Below are 19,889 nucleotides of genomic sequence, written 5' to 3' on the forward strand. Positions count from 1 at the left end.
GCTCAGACCTTCTTCGTGCCTCGTTCGTACCACCCCTGCGATCGGTTGACCACGGCAACCACCAGCAGCATCACCGGCACTTCGATCAGCACGCCCACCACCGTGGCCAGCGCGGCGCCCGACTGGAATCCGAACAGGCTGATGGCCGTGGCCACTGCGAGCTCGAAGAAGTTGCTGGCGCCGATCAGCGCCGACGGACCGGCCACGCAATGCGCCACGCCCAGCTTGCGGTTGAGCAGGTAGGCCAGCCCCGAGTTCAGGAACACCTGGATGAGGATGGGCACCGCGAGCAGCGCAATCACCAGCGGCTGGCCGATGATGGCCTCGCCCTGGAAGGCGAACAGCAGCACCAGCGTGAGCAGCAGCGCCGAGATCGACCACGGCCCCAGCCATGCCGCCACGGCCTGGAAGTGCGCCGTGCCCTTCTTGAGCAGATACTTTCGCAGCAGTTGCGCAATGATCACCGGCACCACGATGTACAGGCCGACCGAAGTCAGCAGCGTGTCCCAGGGCACGGTGATCGAAGAGAGTCCGAGCAGCAGCGCAACCACGGGCGCGAAGGCCACCACCATGATCGCGTCGTTGAGGGCCACCTGCGACAGCGTGAAGTACGGGTCACCCTTGCACAGCTGGCTCCACACGAACACCATCGCCGTGCACGGCGCGGCGGCCAGCAGAATGAGGCCTGCGATGTAGCTGTCGAGCTGCGACGGTGGCAGCAGCGGCGCGAACACGTGGCGAATGAAAATCCAGCCCAGCAGCGCCATCGAGAAAGGCTTCACCGCCCAGTTGATGAAGAGCGTGACGCCGATGCCGCGCCAATGCGCCTTGACCTGCCCGAGCGCCGCGAAGTCGATCTTCAGCAGCATCGGGATGATCATCACCCAGATCAGCACGCCCACCGGCACATTGACCTTGGCCACCTCGAGCGAGGCAATGCCGCGGAACACGCCCGGCAGCCATTGGCCCAGCGCAATGCCCACCACGATGCACAACGCGACCCAGATCGTGAGGTAGCGCTCGAACAAGCCGATGGCGGGCGGGGGTGATGTCGATTCGACGGTGGCGGTATGGGAGCTCATGGAAGGGTCAGCTTTCGGAAATCGCGGTCAGCGCCGCCTGAAGTTCGGTGTCCGGCATCGATTCGAGCGGCAGCGCCAGCAACTGCACGAGACGGTACGCAATGGCCTGGCGCGTCAGCTCGAAGGCCACCCGCTTGCCCTCGTCGCCGCCGAGTGCATGCGAAGGGTCGGGATAGCCCCAGTGCACCTTCACCGGGCTGCCGGGCCAATAGGGGCAGGCTTCCTGCGCGGCACTGTCGCACACGGTGATGACGATGCGCATCACGGGTTTGCCGTCGCCGACGAATTCGTCCCAGCTCTTGCTGCGATAAGGCGACACATCCACGCCGGCATTGGCAAGCGCCTCGAGCGCGAAAGGGTTCAGCCGCCCGCTTGGCGCGCTGCCGGCGCTGTGGGCCCTGACGTCCTTGCCGCTTTTTTTGGCCAGGTGGTTGAGCATGCCTTCCGCCAGCACGCTGCGGGCCGAGTTGTGCGTGCACAGGATCAATACGTTGACGGTCATTGCGCGGCTTTCCGGGCCTTGCCGATGTCGCGCATCTCGTGCTGGATGGCCATGGCGTCGAGCCGCTCCATCGGCAGCGCCAGCATCAGCTCGATGCGGCGCTTCAAAGTCAGCGCCGTGTCCATGAACTGCCGCTCGACGGCTTCTTCCGGGCCTTCGAAAGCCGCAGGGTCGGCCACGCCCCAATGGGCGGTCATGGGTTGGCCGGGCCATACCGGACACACCTCGCCGGCGGCCTTGTCGCACACCGTCAGCACAAAGTCCATGGCGGGAGCACCGGGCCTGGCGAACTCGTCCCAGTTCTTGCTGCGGTAGCCCTCCGCGGAAAGCCGCAGTCTCTCGAGCGTGCGCAGCGCATGCGGACTGACTCTTCCGGACGGATGACTGCCCGCCGAGTACGCCTTGAACCGGCCGGCACCCATGTCGTTGAGCAGGCCTTCGGCCATGATCGACCGCGCGGAATTGCCCGTGCACACGAAGAGCACGTTGTAGATTTTTTCAGCCATGGGGCGCTCGCCTAGACGGAGGTTTGAACCGGCGCGGCCGGCGTTGCGACGAGCGGTATTCCGACGGCCCGGCCGCGAGGCGTCTTCGGCGCGCAGCAGGCAGCGTCCTCGCCGGCATCCGCCCTCTTCTCGCCATACACCGGCACATTGCCCAGCGTGTGAAAGTGCTCCCAGGCAATGCCCTGCGGATCGGTGATCCAGTGCTTTTCGCTGCGGGCGTAGCAGCAGGTGGCCGAACCTTCGTCGAACACCTGGATGTCGGCCTGCGCAACGCGTGCCTTCAGCTCTGCAAGTTCTTCCTCGTTCTCCGCCTGAAGGCCGAGATGGTCGATGCCCAGCGAGTTGGCGCGGGTCGACACTGCAAAGTTCACCGGCGGATCGGCGAGCATCCACTTGGCGTAGTCGCTCTCGATGCGCGCAGGCTCCGAAGCAAAAAGCTTCGAATAGAAGGCGATGCTCGCCGGCAGATCCTGGACGTTCAGATGCACATGGAATCGCTTCATGGTTGCTCCTTCATTCAGCATGGACAAGCCTGGGCCGCCTCGGTGAGGCACGCCTCGCCCTGGCAGCAGTTTTCGGTGAGGTAGCCGATGAGCGCGTTCATCCGATCGAACGCCGCGCGGTAAATCAGGTTGCGGCCGCTGCGCTCTTGCGTCACAAGCCCGGAATGGGTCAGTTCCTTGAGGTGGAACGAGAGGCTGGTGGCCTGCACGTCCAGCGCTTCGACCAGCGCGCCGGGGGTAAGCCCTGCGGGGCCTGCCACCACCAGCGCGCGAAACACCTGAAGGCGCACGGGCTGGGCCAGTGCTGCCAGGGACTTGACGATGTCTTGTTCTTCCATAATTCAATAATAGTTGCATAATCGCAAGAATGCAATCGTCCAACTCATCCATCACCATCTTTCACAACCCGGCGTGCGGCACCTCGCGCAACACGCTGGCGCTGATCCGCAACAGCGGCGAAGAGCCCCGGGTGGTCGAATATCTGAAGACACCGCCCGGCAAGGAGACGCTCGTCGAACTGCTCGCCGCCATGAAGATGCAGCCCCGCGCGCTGCTGCGCGAAAAGGGAACACCCTATGCCGAACTCGGGCTGGCCGATCCGAAGTGGACGGACGAACAACTGGTCGACTTCATGCTTGCGCACCCCATCCTGATCAACCGGCCCATCGTGGTCACGCCCCTGGGCACCCGGCTCTGCCGCCCATCCGAAGAAGTGCTCGGCATTCTTCCGTCTCCGCAGAAGGGCCCCTTCACCAAGGAAGACGGCGAAGTCGTCATCGATGCGGAGGGCCGCCGTGTCAAACCCGCTGCCTGAGCTTCCGAACATCGATGCCGCCCTGTTCGACCGGCCCTCGCTCGAGCGCCTCTCCGGCAACGCGCCGGCGCGCCACGCACCGCGCTTTCTGCTGCTGTACGGCTCGCTGCGCGACCGTTCCTACAGCCGCTTGCTGACCGAAGAAGCCGCACGGCTGCTGCAGGCCATGGGTGGCGAGACGCGCATCTTCGACCCCGCCGGCCTGCCCCTGCCGGACAGCGCTCCCGACGACCATCCCAAGGTGCAGGAGCTGCGCGACTTGGCGCAATGGGCCGAAGGCATGGTGTGGTGCTCGCCCGAGCGCCACGGCTCCATGACCGGCATCATGAAGGCGCAGATCGACTGGATTCCGCTGAGCATCGGCGCCGTCCGGCCCACGCAGGGCAAGACGCTCGCGGTCATGCAGGTGTCGGGCGGCTCGCAGTCGTTCAATGCGGTGAACCAGCTGCGCGTGCTCGGGCGCTGGATGCGCATGCTCACCATTCCCAACCAGTCCTCCGTTGCCAAGGCTTTTCTCGAGTTCGACGAAGCCGGGCGCATGAAGCCCTCCTCTTACTACGAGCGGGTGGTCGACGTGATGGAAGAACTCGTGAAGTTCACCCTGCTCACGCGCGACGCGGCCGGCTACCTGGTCGACCGCTACAGCGAGCGCCGGGAAAGCGCCGACGAGCTCGCCAAGCGGGTGAACCAGCGCGCCATCTAGGGCCGTTGTTTCGTGCCGCGTCCTACGCCAGCAAGCAGGCTGTCCGACATCGGCGGGCAGTGGCGCCGGTAGCCTGGCGCCCGTTGGCCGACAATCAGCGCCCATGAATGCCAAGCCATCGGCAACGGCAACGGCCCCGGCGAACCCGCCGCAGCCAGCGCCCCGCCCCATCCGCACTGCGGCCACGTTGATTCTCTTGCGCGACGGCGCCAACGGCATGGAAGTGCTGCTGCTTCGCCGCGCTGAAAAAGCCGACGACCAGAACAGCGGCGCCAGCGTTTTCCCCGGCGGCGTGGTCGACACGCATGACCGCAGCCTGCACCTGATGTGCAAGGGACTCGATGACGCAGGCGCGAGCAGGCGGCTCGGCGTGGCCGAAGGCGGGCTCGACTACTACGCAGCCGCGGTGCGCGAATGCTTCGAGGAAGCGGGCGTGCTGTTCGCCTGCGACGCCGAAGACCGCGTGGTCGAGCTCGACCGGCTGCCCGCCTCGCGCCTAGAAGCCATGCGGCATGCCGCAGAGCAAGGCACCGACGCGCTGCTGGCGATGTGCGATGCGCAAGGCTGGCGTCTCGCGGTCGACCGGCTCGCCTACTTCAGCCACTGGCTCACGCCGCCCGGCATGCCGCGCCGTTTCGACACCCGCTTTTTCATTGCGGAGATGCCCGCCGGGCAAAGCGTGAAGCCGGACGGCCGCGAAACCGTCGAGCACATGTGGCTCAAGCCGGCCGACGCTGTGGATCCGGACCGCGGGCTCAAGCTGATGAACGTGACGCACCGCACGCTCGAGCAGCTGGCCGCATTCGAAAGCACCGCCAGTTGCATGGCGCATGCGCGCGGCCTGGCCGGCATTGTGCTGAACATGCCTCGCCTGGCCGACGGACCTGCGGGGCGCCGCGCGGTGAACATCGACGAGCCGGCCTACCAGGAGATCAGCCGCCTCGACCCCGACGGCACCGGCCATGCGCGCTATGCGCTCGAGGCCGGCCTGGCCATGCAGTTGTCCGCCCGCGTGCGGCGGGTCACGGGCAGCGCCGGCGCGTTGTCGGCGGAGCCGGGTTCGAACAGCTATTTCGTCGGCGGCGCAGGCGGCCCGTGGGCATTGATCGACCCGCTGCCGCACGGCACCGCGCCGAACGAGCTGCTGCGCAAAGCGGCGCCGGAGGAGGTGCAATGGCTGCTCTCAACCGCGCCGCGCACAGAGGCGGCCGATAAAGCGCTCGAAAGCCTGCGATCGTCGTGGCCTGGTGCCGTGGTGCTGTGGCCTGCTCCTGGCGAATCGCTCGACCTGGGCGGCGCCACGCTGGTGGCCCTTCCCGGCCCCGGCGGCACCTCAGCTCCCGCGCTTCAGTTACTGCTGCCCGAGGAACGCACGCTGTTCACCGGCGCAGCCGACCCAACCGCCGTGCATGCCGGCAACGAGGTCGAATGGATTGCGCCTGCCAGCGGCTTCCTGCTGCGGCACGGCGCCTGAGCCGCGCGCACACGCTCATCACAGCTTGCCGATGGCCGCCTTGAGCTCGTCGATGGAGGCGGGCTTGGGCAAGTGCGCATTGAAGCCGGCCTCCAGCGCGCGGCGTGCATCGGCGCGCCGGCCGAAGCCGGACATGGCAATGGAGCGCAGCTCGCGCGTCTCCGGCCGCCGCCGCACTTCGGCTATGAACTGGTAGCCGTCCATCTCAGGCATGCCAAGGTCGGACACCAGCAGATCGTAGGCATTCGATTCGAGCAGCTCCAGGCCCTTTTTTGCGCTTGGCGCAATATCGACTATCGCGCCCTCGAGCCTCAGCACCTCGGCAAACGGGGCCAGCGCGTCGGCGTAGTCGTCCACCGCGAGCACGCGCCAGCCGCGCAGGCTCACTTCAGCCGGGGCTTGTTCCACCACAGCTTCGACCGCGGCTCCCACACGGGGCAGCCACACACTGAACTCGGCCCCCAGGCCCAGCCCGGCCGAATGCACTTCGACGCGGCCGCCGTGGGCACGCGTCAGTTCATGCACCAGCGCCAGGCCGATGCCCAGCCCGCCGTTGGGAGGCGTCGCGTCGCTGCTGGCCTGGTTGAACATGCCGAACACATGCGGCAGAAACTCCGGCGCAATGCCGCAGCCGGTGTCGGCCACGACCAGCTTGCCGAAGTTCTCGTCGGCTGTGACCCGTACCGTGATGCGGCCGCCGTCTGGCGTGAACTTGACGGCGTTGCTGAGCAGGTTCCACACGATCTGCTCCATGCGTATGCGGTCGCCGTTGCACAGCACGCCGGCTTCGCAGTTCGCGTCGAGCGCCAGCTTCTTGCCGGCCACGTCGTTCACCGCGGCCTGCGCCGTGGTCTGCACCAGCTCGCCCAGGTCGACGGGCACGCGATTGAGCCGCAGCTTGCCGGTGCGGATGCGAGAAAGGTCGAGCAGGTCGTTGATGATGCGCGTCTGGCTGGCCACGGCGCGCTTGATGGTTTCGCCCAGCCGCCGCACCGCCGGCACCTCCGCGGTGGCCGGCATGTGCATCAGCAGCTCGGCGTTCATCTGGATGAGGTTGAGCGGCTGCTTCAGCTCGTGCGACATCACCGCCAGGAACTTGTCCTTCAGCTCGTTGGCCGCCTGCGCGCTGAGGCTGGCCTTCTTTTCCTTGAAGAGCCGGTGCTCCTGCGCGAGCTCGTGCTCCTTGGTCCCGGTCATGTCACGCGCGATCTTCGCATAGCCCCCGCCCGCGGCGGGTTCCATCGGCGTGGTGACGCCGCTGCAAAAAAAGCGGCTACCGTCCTTGCGCTGGTGCCAGCGCTCGTCTTCGGCCCGGCCCAACTCCACCGCGCGGCGCTTCTCGCGTTCGGGCACGCCGTTGGCCTGGTCTTCGGCGGTGAAGATCACCGCCAGCGGCCGGTCGATCATCTCTTCCTCGCTGTAGCCGAAGATGCGCTGGGCGCCGGCGTTCCAGGTGGTGATCTGGCCCTGGTCGTCGCAGGTGATGATGGCAAAGTCGCGCGTGGTCGCGGCCACCATGCGCAGCCGCTCTTCGCCCGCGCGCACTTTCTCTTCCGCGGCGCGCAGCTCGGTAATGTCGAAAAAGTTCAGGATCGCGCCTTCGATCTTGTCTTCCGCCGTGCGGTACGGGAGTATTCGCGCCATGAAGTGCCGCCCGTCCACGCTGGTCACGTGCCGCTCGGTAATGCGCAGGTCCTTGAAAGCCGAGGCCGTGTCCTCCGCGAGCTCCGGGTAGTTGAGCCGGCTGGTAATGTCGAACAGCGAGCGCCCCAGGTCCGACGGAATCAGGTTGAACAGCTTGCTCGCATGCGGCGTGTAGCGCTTGATGTGCATGCCCCGGCTCACGAACACCGTGGCAATCTCCGACGAGGTGATGAGGTTCTGCAGGTCGTCGTTGATGTGCCCGCGCTCTTCCACCTTCATCTTGAGCTCGAAGTTCACCGTCGCGAGCTCCTCGTTCATCGACTGCAGCTCTTCCTTGCTGGTCTCGAGCTCCTCGGTGGCGGAGCGCAGTTCTTCGTTGATGGCCTGCAGCTCCTCGTTGGAGGCCTTCAGTTCCTCGGTCGAGGTTGCGGCGCCTTCGATGGTTTCCTGCAGATGGAGCTTGAGCTGGCGAATCTGGTCTTCCATCTGGCTGATGAGCAGTTCGCGCGCCGCGTCGGCCGGCTCGCCGCCCTCGGGGCGCATGCTGTCTTCCACTTCATCGAACACCACCAGCGTGAGCCGCGGCGCGTCCTTGTCCTCGCCATCGCCGCGCTGCAGGGGTCGGACGGTGATGTTCAGGAACACCTGCCGCCCGTCATCCCGCCTCTGCACCAGGCGCGTTTCCACGCTGCCCGAGGTTTGCGCGGCCTTGAAAAGCGCGGTGCGCAGCTCCAGCCGCAGTTCGGGCCGCACGTTGTTCAGCAGGTTGTTCGACGGCTCGCCCCCGGCCCGCTCCAGGAAGCGGCCGACACCGCTGGACAGGTGCAGCACCTCGTGTTCGCTGTTGATCAGCACGCTCGGCGGCGAGAACTGCTCGAGCGCGCGCTGGTGCAGCTCGGCAAAGCTCAGGCGCTCGGCGCGCTTAGGCGAGCGCAGCGCTTCCATGGGGTCGGGCGATCCCGCCTTGAACGGCGTATCGCTGATGAGCGGCATGTGGCGCCCGGTCGGCAATTCAGGGTTGGCGCGGTAGATGCGGTTCTTCTTGTCGACCGCGGTGAACAGGCTGCCCACCGCATCGATCGATTCCGAAGTGCCCAGGAACAGATAGCCCCCCGGCCGCAGCGCAATGCGGAACATCTCCAGCACATGGGCCTGCGCCGCACGGTCCAGGTAGATCAGCAGGTTGCGGCAGCAGATGATGTCCAGCCGCGAGAACGGCGGGTCACGCAGCAGGTTGTGCAGCGCAAAGAGCACCGGCTCGCGCACCGAGGTCGTCACGCGGTACTGGTCCTGCTCGGGAACTAAGAACTGCTGCAGCCGCGAGGGCGAAATGTCTTCGGCGATGCCCTGCGCATACAGCCCCCTGCGCGCCGTGGCAATGGCCCGCCCGTCGATGTCGGTGGCAAAGATCTGTATGTCCAGCGGCTTGGACTGCTTGTCGATCTGCTCGTGCAGCAGGATGCTGAGCGAATAGGCCTCCTCGCCGGTGGCGCAGCCCGCCACCCAGGCGCGCACCTGCTCGCCGGGCTGCCTGGCCTCGATCAGCTTGGGAAGCACGTCCTGCTCGAGTACCTCGAAGGCTTCGGGGTCCCGAAAGAAATTGGTCACGCTGATGAGCATGTCCTGCAGCAGCGGCACCGCCTCATCGGGATGGTCGCGCAGGAAGTCGCGGTAGGCCGGCAGGTCCGCCAGGCGGTTCACCTGCAGCCGGCGTTCGATGCGGCGCAGCACCGTGGCCCGCTTGTAGTGCCGAAAGTCGTGCCGCGTGTAGGTGCGCAACAGGCCCATGATCTCCTGCAGCGCCGTTTCGGCCCGCCTGCCTGCGTCGCCCGTGTCGGGCTCCTGCACGAGTTCCTCGTTCTCGCCGTAAGGCATGCGAATGCGCTGTACGTTGCGCCAATGCTCGACCAGGTGCTCGCCCATCTCCGCGGCGGGCAGCGCGATGTCGACCATGCCGGTGGCAATGGCGGCGCGCGGCATGCCGTCGTGCGCCGCGTCTTCAGGCGACTGCGCCATGGCAAGGCCACCGTGCTCCTTCACGCGCGTGAGCCCCACCGCGCCGTCGCTTCCGGTGCCCGACATCACGATGCAGACGGCCCGCTCCCTGTGCACTTCGGCCATGGTGCGAAAGAACACGTCCACGGCCAAGTGCTGGCCCTTGATCCGCTCGCTGGGCGTGGCCTGCAGGTGGCCGTCGTTCATCGTCAGGTCGACGCCGGGCGGGATCACGTACACATGGTCCGCCTCGACCGGCACCGGCTGCGTGACCTGCATCACGGGCATTTGCGTGGAGCGCTGCAGTATTGAGGCCGCATTGCTCTCATGCTTGGGCGACAGGTGCAGGATGACAACGAACGCCATGCCTGCATCGGCCGGCATCTGCTCGAAGAAGCGGAGCAGCGCCTCTAGCCCGCCCGCGGAGGCGCCGATGCCGACGACCGGGAAACTCAGCGTGCTGGGCGTGAGCTTGCGTTCATCGGCGGAGGAAGGCGAAGGCGGGTTCGATTTGGGCATTGAGATGCCATTGCAGGGCCGCAGCCCCGGAGCCTGCCGCGTGCGGCATTCGATCCTGAAATTCTGCCCCTTGTGGCCGCCATATTCCGGGTTTGCGGCCGGTTTTTTCCCTGATTTTTTCGGTTTGGGGCGTGAGAAGCGGTCCACGTCTCCAGGAGCAGGGTTTTCGCGCTGCTCCTACACACCGCGTCGGCCGCATCTTGCCGCCGCCGGGTGCCTGCGGCGCATGGTCGCGGTTTTCTCTTCTCCTTCTTGAGAACCCACCATGCAAGCCATGCCATTGCGATTTCTCCTTCCGCTTGCCCTGGGCGCGCTGCTCGCGGCGTGCGGCGGCAGCAACACCGATTCCGGCGTCGAGTCGCCGGGAGCCGGCAAGAGCGCAAAAACCGCCACGCTCGAAGCCGGTGCCGCCGCCCTGCAGGACAAGCCGCCGCTCGATGCGTTGAACGCGTACCTGGACGGCTTCATTTCTACAGCGGCAACATGCAGGCCCAGATGGAGGCGCACCACTACTGCTCGGTGCTGAACGAAGAGCTCATCCAGTGCGTGATCTATGACGGCAATGTGAAGAACGCCCGGATCATGGGCGTCGAATACATCGTGAGCGAACGGCTCTTCAAGTCGCTCCCGGCGCAGGAAAAGGCCCTGTGGCACAGCCATGTGCACGAGGTGAAGTCCGGCCAGCTCATCGCGCCCGGCATTCCGCAGGCCGCCGAGCACGAGCTCATGAAGAAACTCGTCGGCACCTACGGCAAGACCTTTCACACCTGGCACACCGACATGCACAAGGAACTTCCCACCGGTGTTCCGCAGCTCATGATGGGATTCACCGCCGACGGGCAGGCCCATGCCGACATGGTGGCGCAGCGCGACAAGCGCTTCGGCGTCGATTCCGCGGAGAAGAAAAAGAACCGCGAAGACATTCCCGCCCCCGCCATTGCCGAAGGCGCCGACAGCTGGCAAAAAGGCGAGGCGGTGCAGATTGCGGACCCCACCGGCACCGAGCCGCATGGCGCGCTGCGCAGCCGATGAGCATCGGCGTGCTCAACTTTCATCGCTGCATCAACTACGGCTCATATTGGCAGGCGCGCCTGCTGGCAGATTGCCGGCCCTGTTTGCGGCCACCTGAAGAGCGCGCGCCCGGTCGAGAGTTTTGCCTACCAGATGGGCGTGAAAATGCAGGCCGCCGGTTACGTCAGCGGCGCTGAAGGCTGGCCTACCGGCTCAGTCGGCGGCGGCACGGTGGCGGGTTACGCCGCCGGACGACCCCAGCGGCTGAAGCCCTGCGCCGCAAGCTCAACCGCACCCGGGTCTTCTTCGCCCGCGACCGATTCCGAGAACGCGCCAGGCCGAATCTGCTTGACCGAATCTTTGTTCATGCCTGTCTGCACCCTAAAAGTGGAACACGGCAGCAAGCATCGGCTGCATGCAAGCGCGCCGCGCCAGCAGACGCCCACATGCCCCGTCGGATAGCGCCCACAGCCGAAGAAGAAGAAGAAGAAGAAGTGTCCAAGCCTCGCCCTCAGCGTGCCATAGCGCGCCATCGCGCCAGGCACGCGCAAGACGAGCACCACGCCATACCGAACGGCTGGACCTGCGAGGCTGCACCCGGACGTCACGCAGAGATCCCGCTTGCGCGGGACGATCATTCTTTACTCCTGGATTGCCGGCTGGGGCGTTGCCGAGCAGGTCTGAGGATTCATGATGGCCGGCACCGCCGCACGTCCCGGCGCCGAGGCCGCTGTTAGCCGCATCCCGAGCTTTCCACGGCTTGCAAAACTTGCGGCAAATACCGGCACGCGGCAGCCCGCTGCTCTTGCCCTGTCTTGCTCCCACGCCGGGCACGCCGCATGCCAAATGGAACTGTCGCCTTCAGTGTTCCACATTCACATGCCCCCATCTTCCACCGTCTCCACCGTCGACGGCTCCAGGGATCTGAGCCGCTGCGTGCACGAGGCGCGCAATGCGTTGGCTGCCATCTCGTCCGCGAGCGAGGTGCTCGCTCAAGTCGAGCTCCCGCAAGCCGTCTTGCACGAAGCGGCCGTCGTAGTTTCACGGCAGGTTCGCCAGCTCTCGGCCCGGATGAACGAACTCGTCGACCATGCCCAGCGGGCCGCAGGCGAGCCCGGCCGTGCGCTGGTCGTGTCCGACGACGCGAAGCTGCTGGCGGTGCTTGGAGGGCTTCTTTCGGACGCGGGATACAGGGTCGACCTTGCCGCGAGCAGCGACGACGGCTACAGCGCCCTCATGAATCGGGTGCCAGAAATCGCGGTGGTCGACGTGCGGACCTCGACCGGCTCGGCGCTGTCGATGGGCCGCCGTGCGCGAGACGCCGGCTTCGAAGGCCGCATGGTGGCCGTGTGGGGTTCATCGCTGGCGCAGCACCAGCAGGACAAGGGCGGAATCGCCGGATTCGATGCCGTGCTTGCAAGGACCTTCGAGCCCGCCGCCCTGCGCGCCGCGATCGCCTGACCGCGGCGGCCTGCTATCTACTTACTCCTGCTGCTGCGTGTTCGCGGCTCCCTGCGCCCGCGCGCTCAGGCTCTTCGCCCTCGCATTGCGGGCTTCTTCGGGGGTGAATTCGTGGGCAAGCCCCAGCTCATGCGCGGTGCGCCCGCCCTTCCTGGCGATCTCTCTCTGGCGTTCGGGATCCATTCCTGCAAAGCCGCGCCGGCTGCGGATGCGCCCTTCTTGATCGTTTATTGACATGCTTTCCTTCGCTCCGCGAACACAGTGCGGACCTGTGCGCGCAACCGCTGCGCGCAGGTCCTGCATGGGGCAAGCGACGTGCCCGCCCCGGCGCCGGGGTGCGGGCAGAAAAGCCAGCCTCCAGCTCACTCCTCGGCAATGGCCTCTTCCATGGCCTGCGCCTCGGCCAGCGCGCTGAGCTTGCCGTCGGTCGCCGTTTCCTCGGCCAGCGAGGCTTCGAGCAACGACACGGCTTCCGTGTGCCCCAGTTTCTTGGCCAGCGTGCACAGCGAGTTGTAGCCCGCAATCTCGTAGTGCTCGACCTTGCGCGCCGCGCCGATCAAGGCGGCGTCGAGCACCGGGCCCTTCTCGATCTGGTCGATCAGCGAATCGCCTTCCTCGACCAGGCCGGCCATGCCTTCGCACTTGATGCGCTTGATCTTGATCTGCAGCAGCTCGGCGATCTGCTCGATGCGCTCGACCTGGCCGCGCGTCTCTTCCAGATGCATCTCGAAGGCCGAGGCAAGGCCTTCGTCGGTGGCGGCGCGGGCCAGCTTGGGCAGCGAGCGCGTCATCTGCTTTTCTGCGCTGTAGGTGTCGGAGAGCTCGTGAATGAAAAGGTCGGAGAGGCTTTTGACGGGCATGCCGCACGCGTGGGGGGCACGCCGCTTGCCGCGTAAAAAGCGCGGCGGTGCCGAAGGCGCGGCCGTTCGTTCAACAGACCCAGACCCAACCCAACGCAAGGAGTCCCCATGTTTTCTCACAACAAGCGACTGCAATACACGGTGCGCGTGAGCGAGACCAATCCCGGCCTCGCCAACCTCATGCTCGAGCAGTTCGGCGGCCCGCAGGGCGAGCTGGCCGCTGCCTGCCGCTACTTCACCCAGGCGCTCGGCGACGACGACCCGGGCCGCAAGGACATGCTGTTCGATATCTCGACCGAAGAGCTGAGCCATCTCGAGATCATCGGCACCATCGTCGGCATGCTCAACAAGGGCGCCAAGGGGCGGCTGGCCGAAGGCGTGGAAGAGCAAGGCGAGATGTACCGCACCATCACCGGCGCTGGCAACGACAGCCACATCACGCAGGTGCTCTACGGCGGCGGGCCGCCGCTGGTCAACTCGGCCGGCGTGCCGTGGACGGCCGCCTACATCGACACCATCGGCGAGCCCACGGCGGACTTGCGCTCCAACATCGCTGCCGAGGCGCGCGCCAAGATCGTGTACGAACGGCTCATCAACCTGACCGACGATCCGGGCGTGAAGGACGCGCTGACCTTCCTGATGACGCGCGAGATCGCACACCAGAAGTCTTTCGAGAAGGCGCTGTATTCCATCGAGCCCAACTTCCCGCCGGGCAAGCTGCCGGGCGACCCGCGCTTCACCAACGTGTACTTCCGCATGTCCAAGAGCGACGCGGACCTGCGCGGCCCCTGGAACCAGGGCGAGCGGTGGGACTTCGTGCCCGTCACGCAAGAGTCTGGGCCGGTGGACGGCGGCGACGGCCTGGCCACCGTCGAGCTCAGCGATGCGGATGCGCCGGTGCTGCAGCAGATGGCGGCGCGCACTCAGTCGCGCCCCGACGGCGATCCGCTCACCGGCGCGGAGCTCGGCATGGGCGAAGGCCCGGCGCTGCCCGCGGGTGCCGATGGCACCATGCCGCCAACAAAGAAGTAACGGCGCAGGAACGAAGGGCTCAGCTCGCGTCGAAACTGGCCGGGCTGGGCGCCTTCACGGTGAGCTTGCGCAACGCGGCGCTCACCGCCGCGAGCTCGTCGGCTTCGCGCAGCGACTTCTCGGCGTTGCCGACGCCTTCCACCTTCTGGACCTCGGCCAGCCGCCGCAGCATGGCTTCCTTCTCCTGCATGGCGCGCAGGCTGGTCCATAGCGCGGCGTCGGTCACCTCTTCCTGCGTGGCCGCGAGACTGCGTGCACTGAAGGCGTGGCCCGTGTGGCAGCGGTAGCGAACCGGGTGCTTGTCGTGCAGCTCGAACAGCACGCCCCCGCAGTCGGGGCAGCTGAACATCGAGGGCTCGCCGATCACCTTCAGGTTTTCCACCGTGCGGTCTCCCAGTGCCACGGCGTATTCGCGGCGCAGCGTGGCAGGCGCCTCGAAAGCCGGCAAGTCCGGCCGCGGTTGCGCCAACTGCAACAGGAGCTTGCCCATGCCGCGCAACGCAACGACGTGGTCCACCTGCACCGCCGCCATCGCGCTCTGCGGCATGCTGGGTTCATGGGCTTCGGCCGGATCCTGGTCGACCGCGATGCCGCCGCAGTCCTTGATGGCGCGCAAGCCGGCACTGCCGTCGTCGAGCCTGCCGGTAAGAACCACGCCCACGGCGCGGGGGCCGTAATCCAGTGCGGCGGAACGGAACAACGGATCGATGGCGGGGCGGGCATGGTGCTCCTTGGGTCCACGCGTCAGGCGAACCACGCCGCCCTCGAGCAGCATGTGGTGGTCGGGCGGCGCGATGTAGATGGTGCCCGCTGCGGGCACGTCGCCCTGCTTCACCTCGACCGCGCGGTTCGGCCCGCGGTCGTTGAGCAGGGAAGCAAGATGGCTGCGGTGGGCGCCGATGTGCTGCACGAAGAAAATCGGCGCGGGAAAATCGGCCGGCAATTCAGCGACCAGATCGAGCATTGCATAGACGCCGCCTACGGAAGCGCCAATGAAGATGGCTTGGTTTGGGGGAGAAGAGTTGAGCATTCCTGACCAGCAGAAGAACACGAATTGGTACGTTGTCCCCCCTTCTGGCAAGCGGCAGGCCCGGCGTTCCCCCGGCGCCGCGTTCCCCGCCGTCAGCCGTCCGTAGCCGCCGCTCCGTCGCGCGCCCGCAGCAGGCGTTGCACGTCTGCCGCGGCCACCGGCTTGACCAGGTGCTCGTCGAATCCCGCCTCCAGGGCGGCAAGCTTGTCTTCAGGCTGGCTCCATCCCGTGGCCGCCACAAGAAGCATGCCGCGTCCCCAGGGCTGCGCCCGAATCCGGCGCGCCACCTCATGGCCGTCAAGCCCCGGCATGCCGATGTCGAGCACGGCCGCATCGGGCCGGAAGTGCTCCGCCACCCGCAGCGCATCGACCCCGTTGTCGGCGGTTTTTACGCTGAAGCCCGAAATTGCCAGCATGCGCGCCATGCCCCACAGGGCGTCCACGTTGTCGTCCGCCAGCAGCACGCGCTGCGGAGCGCCTTCGGCCGATGCAGCCGCTGAAACCGCGTCCAGGTTCGGGTGCACGGGCGCGGCTTCGACCGTGCGCGGCTCCGCAAGCGGAATGCGCACGGTGAACCGGCTCCCGCAGCCGAGCCCCCTGCTCTCGCCCGTGACGCTGCCGCCATGCAGCTCGACGATGTTGCGCACCAGCGCCAGCCCGATGCCCAGGCCGCCGGCCGAGCGCTCGTGCCCATGCACGCTCTGCGTGAACATCTCGAACATGGTGTCGACCGTGTCCGGGTCCATGCCGATGCCGTTGTCCACAACTTCGAAGATCGCATGGCCGGCGTCGGCATCGGCACGTACCGACAGGCGTATGTCGCCGCTCTCCGGCGTGTACTTGGCGGCGTTGGAGAGCAGGTTCGAGATCACCTGCGTGAGGCGCATCGGATCGGCGTCGAGCGGTATCCCGGCGGCGGCAACATCCAGTTCCAGCTTGTGGCGGCCCTGCTCCATCAGCGGGCGGGTCACTTCCAGCGCCGCATCGACGATGCCCTGCGCCGTGACCCTCTCTCGGCGCAGCACCAGCCGGCCCCGCCGCAGGCTGGACACGTCGAGCAAGTCGCCCAGCAGCACCTTCATGGCGGCTGCCTGGCGCCGCACCACATGCGCGGCGCGTGCCTGCTCCTGGGTTGGGAGCTGCTCGGGCGCCAGCAGTTCGGCGGCCCCGCTGATCGAGGCGAGCGGATTGCGCAGTTCGTGCGAAAGCACGGCCAGAAAGCGGTCCTTGGCCGCGTCGGCGGCTTCGAGCGCCTGGCGCGCGGCCTCGTGGGCGCGCAGCGCATCGAGCAGCTCCCCGCGGCTTTGCTCCACCTCCTGCTGCGCGGCGCGCTGCTCGCTCTGGTCGCGCAGCACCTTCACCATGCCGACGACCGCACCCTCGCCGTTGTGCATGGGCATGAGCGCGCCGCTGGCCCAGAAGCGCGAGCCGTCCTTGCGCTGGTGCAGCCGGTCGTCGGCCGCCCTGCCGGCGGCAAGCGCGGTGCGGGCCTCTTCCTGCGGGGCGCCCGCCGCGCGGTCTTCCTCGGTAAAGATGATGTCGGCCGAACGGCCGAGAATCTCGGCCTCGGTATAGCCGAGGAGGCGCTCGGCGCCGGTGTTCCAGCTTTTCACGCGGCGCTCCATGTCGACCGAGAAGATCGCGTAGTCGACGGCGTTTTCGAGCATCAATCGGAAGCGCTCCTCGCTTTCGCGCAGCGCTTCTTCGGCGGCCTTGCGCTCGCTGATGTCGCTGCACACGATGAGCGCGGAATCGGGCTTGCCGCCCGCGTTGGTGAGCACCGTCACGCTCTTGTGCAGCCAGATGAAGGAACCGTCCTTGCGGACATTGCGGCTCTCGCTCTGGAATGGCTCGCCATGCTGTGCCAGCCGCGCGAACAACGCCGAGATGGCGGGCTTGTCGGCGGCATGCACCAGGTCGAGCGCGCTCACGCCGGCGAGCTCGTTCTCGCCGTAGCCCATGAGCTCGTGATAGCAGGTGTTGGCAAAGGTGATCTCGCCGTCGAGCCGGGTTTGCGCCACGCCCACCGAAGCCTGGTTGACGATGGCGCTGAAGCGCTCTTGCGACTGCCGCAGCGACTCCTGCGCCTCCTTCCGCTCGGTAATGTCGACAAAGGTGAGCACCACGCCGGCAATGCGGTCTTCGATGGTGCGGTAGGGCCGCACGCGCGCCAGGTACCAGTTGCCGGCACTGTCGCCCACTTCGCGCTCCGAAGGCTGCAGCGTCTCCAGCACCTTGCGCGCATCCGCCGCAAGCTGCGGGTAGTCCAGCGGCGTGGTCAGATCGGAGAGTGGCCGCCCCACATCGGTGGCAATCAGCTTGAAGATGGCAACCGCGCTGGGCGTGAAACGGGTCACGCGGAACTCGCGGTCCAGGAACACCGTGGCAATGGCGGTCGCGTCCATCAGGTTCAGCATGTCGCTGTTGGCCTGGCCCAGGTCGTCCACCTTGCTCTTGAGCTCGTGGTTGACGGTCGTGAGCTCTTCGTTGATGGACTGCAATTCTTCGCGGCTGGTCTCGAGCTCTTCGGTCGCCGAATGGAGCTCTTCGTTCATGGCGTGCAGTTCCTCGTTGCTCGCCTTGAGTTCCTCGGTCGAGGTCTCGTACTGCTCCACGGTTTCGCGCAACTGCGACTTCAGGCGCATCACCTCGCGCTCCAGGTGCTCGGCGATGGGCTCCGCATCCACGCGCGGAACCACGATGCTGCCGTGCCCAACGGCGGGCTCGCCCTGCCGCAGCAACACCAGCAACCCGCCGCCAATCTCTTCCACCGGGATCACGTGGAGCGACACCTCGGCTTGGGCCTGGCCCAGCCGCACCCGCACCGGCGCCACTTCGACGGGCTGGCGCCTTTCGTTCACGTGATAGAGCGCGGTCTGCAGCTCGGCCTTCAGGTCGGGCACGATGGCGCGCAGCACGTTGCGCGACGGCTCGCCGCCGCTGAAGTGCAGGAACGCCGTTGCCGCAGGCGAGACGTGCAGCATCTCGTGGTTCGAATCCAGCAGGATGGAAGGTGGCGCCAGGCGGTCGAGCAGCCGCAGGTGCAGCTCGCCCCAGGTCATGCTGCGGCCATCGGAGAGCGGCGCCAGCGCACCGCGCTGCAGCTGCGCGAACGCCGCCCCCGGGATCACGGGCAGTGCGCGCTTGACATCCAGCGCCAGCGCGGCGCTGCTGCGGCCCGTGGGCACCGGCAACGTGGCCTTGGGCGCATGGCGGTGCGCATAGATGCGGTGCTTCTTGTCGAGCACAGCGAACAACGGGCTGTCCTCGTCCACCGCTTCCGATGCGCCGATGAACAGCCGGCCGCCGGGCACCAGCGCGAAGTGCAGCGTCTCGAACACCCGGGCCTGCGCCTCCCGGTTGAGGTAGATGAGCAGGTTGCGGCAGGTGACCAGGTCGATGCGCGAGAACGGCGAATCCTTCAGCACGTCGTGCACCGCGAACAGCACCATCTCGCGCAGTTCGCGGCGCACGCGGTAGCCGCGCTGTTCGCGGATGAAGAAGCGCCGCAGCCGGTCTTCCGAGACATCCGCCTCGCTGACCAGCGGGTAGACGCCTTCGCGGGCGGCGCGCACCGCGTCCTCGTCCAGGTCGGTGGCAAAGATCTGGATGGACGGCGGACTCTCGAGGCTGCGGGCGTATTCGCTCAGCAGCATCGCGATCGAATAGGCCTCTTCGCCCGTGGCGCAGGCCACCACCCACACGCGAATGGTGTCGGCCGATGTCTTGTTGCGGAACAGCTCGTGCACCATGCCTTCGAGCGCCGAAAAGCATTCGCCGTCACGGAAGAAATTGGTCACGCTGATCAGCATGTCCTGCAGCAGCGCGCCGGCCTCGCCGGGGCGCGTGCGCAGGCAGTCCAGGTAGGCGGCAAGATCGCTCACGCCGTTCACCTGCATGCGGCGGCCGATGCGCCGCAGCACGGTGGCCCGCTTGTAGTTGGCGAAGTCGCGCCCACTGCGGCTTCGCACGAAGGCCAGCACTTCGCGGAAGGCCGCTTCGTCCACATCGGGCGCGGGCGATGCATCGTCTTCGCCGTTCGGCAACTGCTCGGGAGGGAGCTTGAGCTGCCGCTCGATGCGGTAGTAGGCGTGAATGCGCTCGCCCATTTCGCGCGCGGGCAGCACCCAGTCGATCATGCCGGTGGCAATGGCCGACTGCGCCATGCCGCTGTGGCGGGTTTCCTGCGGGTCTTGCGCGACCGTGAGGCCACCGCGCTCCTTGATGCGCTTGATGCCGATGGTGCCGTCGCTGTCCACGCCCGAAAGAACCACCGAAATGGCGTGGGGCCCGTGGGTATCGGCCAGCGTGCGAAAAAAAAAGTCGACTGCCATGTGGCGGGCCTGGCCCGGCGGAAGCGCCGCCAGTTCAATGAGTTCGCCGCGTGTGCGCAGCGTCTTGCCGGGCGGAACCACGTACACCGTGTCGCGCTCGATGCGCTCCCTGCCGCCGACCGGCACCACCCGCATCCGGGTGGACCGCGCCAGCACCTGCACCAACGCATGCTCATGCGCCGCGGGCAGGTACAGAACGACCACGAAAGCCATGCCCGTGTCGGCGGGCGTCGCCTCCAGGAACTCGCCCACGGCCTCGATGCTGCCCGCCGAGCCGCCGAGCCCGACGACGGGCAGCATGCGATAGCCGCGCGACGGCACGGCGTCGTCGATCTGATCGCCCAGTGCTTCCTCGGCATGGTCGGGGTTCATTTCATCCAATGCGCTTCTCCTTCTGCTCTCCGGCAAACGGCGTACCG

The 19,889-nt window shown here is 66.8% G+C and carries 18 protein-coding genes; 7 read left to right on the plus strand and 11 right to left on the minus strand.

Features of this window, described 5'->3' with window-relative positions:
- Positions 1-2: 2 nt before the first annotated feature.
- From arsB to EJI00_RS17005, 5 genes are read right to left on the minus strand one after another with little or no spacing between them, the layout of a single operon-like run.
- The gene (gene arsB / locus EJI00_RS16985; RefSeq protein WP_126748669.1) at positions 3-1,082 is read right to left on the minus strand and encodes an ACR3 family arsenite efflux transporter; all 1,080 of its coding nucleotides are present in this window, start codon (positions 1,080-1,082) and stop codon (positions 3-5) included.
- Positions 1,083-1,089: 7 nt separating this feature from the next.
- A complete protein-coding gene (locus tag EJI00_RS16990; RefSeq protein ID WP_126748670.1) occupies positions 1,090-1,584 on the minus strand; it encodes an arsenate reductase ArsC in 495 nt (164 codons plus the stop codon).
- Positions 1,581-2,090 (minus strand): arsenate reductase ArsC, encoded by a 510-nt coding sequence (locus EJI00_RS16995; protein WP_126748671.1) that lies wholly within the window; start codon positions 2,088-2,090, stop codon positions 1,581-1,583. The genes EJI00_RS16990 and EJI00_RS16995 overlap by 4 nt, the downstream gene beginning before the upstream one ends.
- Positions 2,091-2,101: 11 nt before the next feature.
- Positions 2,102-2,593 carry an ArsI/CadI family heavy metal resistance metalloenzyme gene (locus EJI00_RS17000; protein WP_126748672.1) on the minus strand — a complete coding sequence of 164 codons (492 nt, stop codon included), beginning with the start codon at positions 2,591-2,593 and terminating at the stop codon, positions 2,102-2,104.
- 14 nt (positions 2,594-2,607) lie between these two features.
- The gene (locus tag EJI00_RS17005) at positions 2,608-2,931 is read right to left on the minus strand and encodes an ArsR/SmtB family transcription factor (RefSeq protein ID WP_126748673.1); all 324 of its coding nucleotides are present in this window, start codon (positions 2,929-2,931) and stop codon (positions 2,608-2,610) included.
- A gap of 29 nt (positions 2,932-2,960) precedes the next feature.
- Between EJI00_RS17005 and arsC the strand changes: the two genes are divergently transcribed.
- The 3 genes from arsC (at position 2,961) to EJI00_RS17020 (ending at position 5,584) form a co-directional block, all read left to right on the plus strand.
- On the plus strand, positions 2,961-3,407 hold the full coding sequence (arsC, locus tag EJI00_RS17010) for an arsenate reductase (glutaredoxin) (protein WP_126748674.1): 447 nt from the start codon (positions 2,961-2,963) through the stop codon (positions 3,405-3,407).
- Complete coding sequence (gene arsH, locus EJI00_RS17015) at positions 3,373-4,110, plus strand: arsenical resistance protein ArsH (protein WP_126748675.1); 738 nt, start codon at positions 3,373-3,375, stop codon at positions 4,108-4,110. The genes arsC and arsH overlap by 35 nt, the downstream gene beginning before the upstream one ends.
- Positions 4,111-4,213: 103 nt before the next feature.
- Positions 4,214-5,584, plus strand: a complete 1,371-nt coding sequence (locus EJI00_RS17020; protein WP_126748676.1) for an NUDIX domain-containing protein — start codon at positions 4,214-4,216, stop codon at positions 5,582-5,584.
- An 18-nt stretch (positions 5,585-5,602) separates the two neighbouring features.
- Here EJI00_RS17020 and EJI00_RS17025 read toward each other — a convergent pair whose 3' ends face one another.
- Positions 5,603-9,742, minus strand: coding sequence for a CheR family methyltransferase (locus EJI00_RS17025; protein WP_126748677.1), 4,140 nt, complete (start codon positions 9,740-9,742; stop codon positions 5,603-5,605).
- A 274-nt stretch (positions 9,743-10,016) separates the two neighbouring features.
- Here EJI00_RS17025 and EJI00_RS25430 point away from each other — a divergent pair, with 274 nt between their 5' ends.
- On the plus strand, positions 10,017-10,268 hold the full coding sequence (locus tag EJI00_RS25430) for a hypothetical protein (protein ID WP_260590748.1): 252 nt from the start codon (positions 10,017-10,019) through the stop codon (positions 10,266-10,268).
- On the plus strand, positions 10,226-10,774 hold the full coding sequence (locus EJI00_RS17030; protein ID WP_260590749.1) for an OBAP family protein: 549 nt from the start codon (positions 10,226-10,228) through the stop codon (positions 10,772-10,774). The genes EJI00_RS25430 and EJI00_RS17030 overlap by 43 nt, the downstream gene beginning before the upstream one ends.
- A gap of 218 nt (positions 10,775-10,992) precedes the next feature.
- Here the strand turns inward: EJI00_RS17030 and EJI00_RS17040 are convergent, their stop codons facing one another.
- Entirely contained in the window at positions 10,993-11,391 is a 399-nt protein-coding gene (locus tag EJI00_RS17040; RefSeq protein ID WP_126748679.1) for a hypothetical protein, read from the minus strand.
- Positions 11,392-11,632: 241 nt separating this feature from the next.
- On the opposite strand from EJI00_RS17040, the gene EJI00_RS17045 reads away from it, so the two are divergent.
- Complete coding sequence (locus EJI00_RS17045; RefSeq protein ID WP_126748680.1) at positions 11,633-12,214, plus strand: response regulator transcription factor; 582 nt, start codon at positions 11,633-11,635, stop codon at positions 12,212-12,214.
- 21 nt (positions 12,215-12,235) lie between these two features.
- Here EJI00_RS17045 and EJI00_RS25550 read toward each other — a convergent pair whose 3' ends face one another.
- Positions 12,236-12,517, minus strand: coding sequence for a KGG domain-containing protein (locus EJI00_RS25550; RefSeq protein WP_126748681.1), 282 nt, complete (start codon positions 12,515-12,517; stop codon positions 12,236-12,238).
- Between the two features lie 59 nt (positions 12,518-12,576).
- Entirely contained in the window at positions 12,577-13,074 is a 498-nt protein-coding gene (locus EJI00_RS17055) for a ferritin-like domain-containing protein (protein ID WP_126748682.1), read from the minus strand.
- A gap of 108 nt (positions 13,075-13,182) precedes the next feature.
- Between EJI00_RS17055 and EJI00_RS17060 the strand changes: the two genes are divergently transcribed.
- Entirely contained in the window at positions 13,183-14,106 is a 924-nt protein-coding gene (locus EJI00_RS17060) for a manganese catalase family protein (protein WP_126748683.1), read from the plus strand.
- 19 nt (positions 14,107-14,125) lie between these two features.
- On the opposite strand, the gene EJI00_RS17065 is transcribed toward EJI00_RS17060, so the two are convergent.
- Together EJI00_RS17065 and EJI00_RS17070 are read right to left on the minus strand one after the other, a co-directional pair.
- Positions 14,126-15,136 (minus strand): chemotaxis protein CheB, encoded by a 1,011-nt coding sequence (locus EJI00_RS17065; protein ID WP_126748684.1) that lies wholly within the window; start codon positions 15,134-15,136, stop codon positions 14,126-14,128.
- A gap of 92 nt (positions 15,137-15,228) precedes the next feature.
- Entirely contained in the window at positions 15,229-19,842 is a 4,614-nt protein-coding gene (locus EJI00_RS17070; RefSeq protein ID WP_185868154.1) for a PAS domain S-box protein, read from the minus strand.
- Positions 19,843-19,889: the final 47 nt, after the last annotated feature.

The organism is Variovorax sp. DXTD-1 (assembly GCF_003984625.1).
Classification (GTDB): Bacteria; Pseudomonadota; Gammaproteobacteria; order Burkholderiales; family Burkholderiaceae_C; genus Variovorax.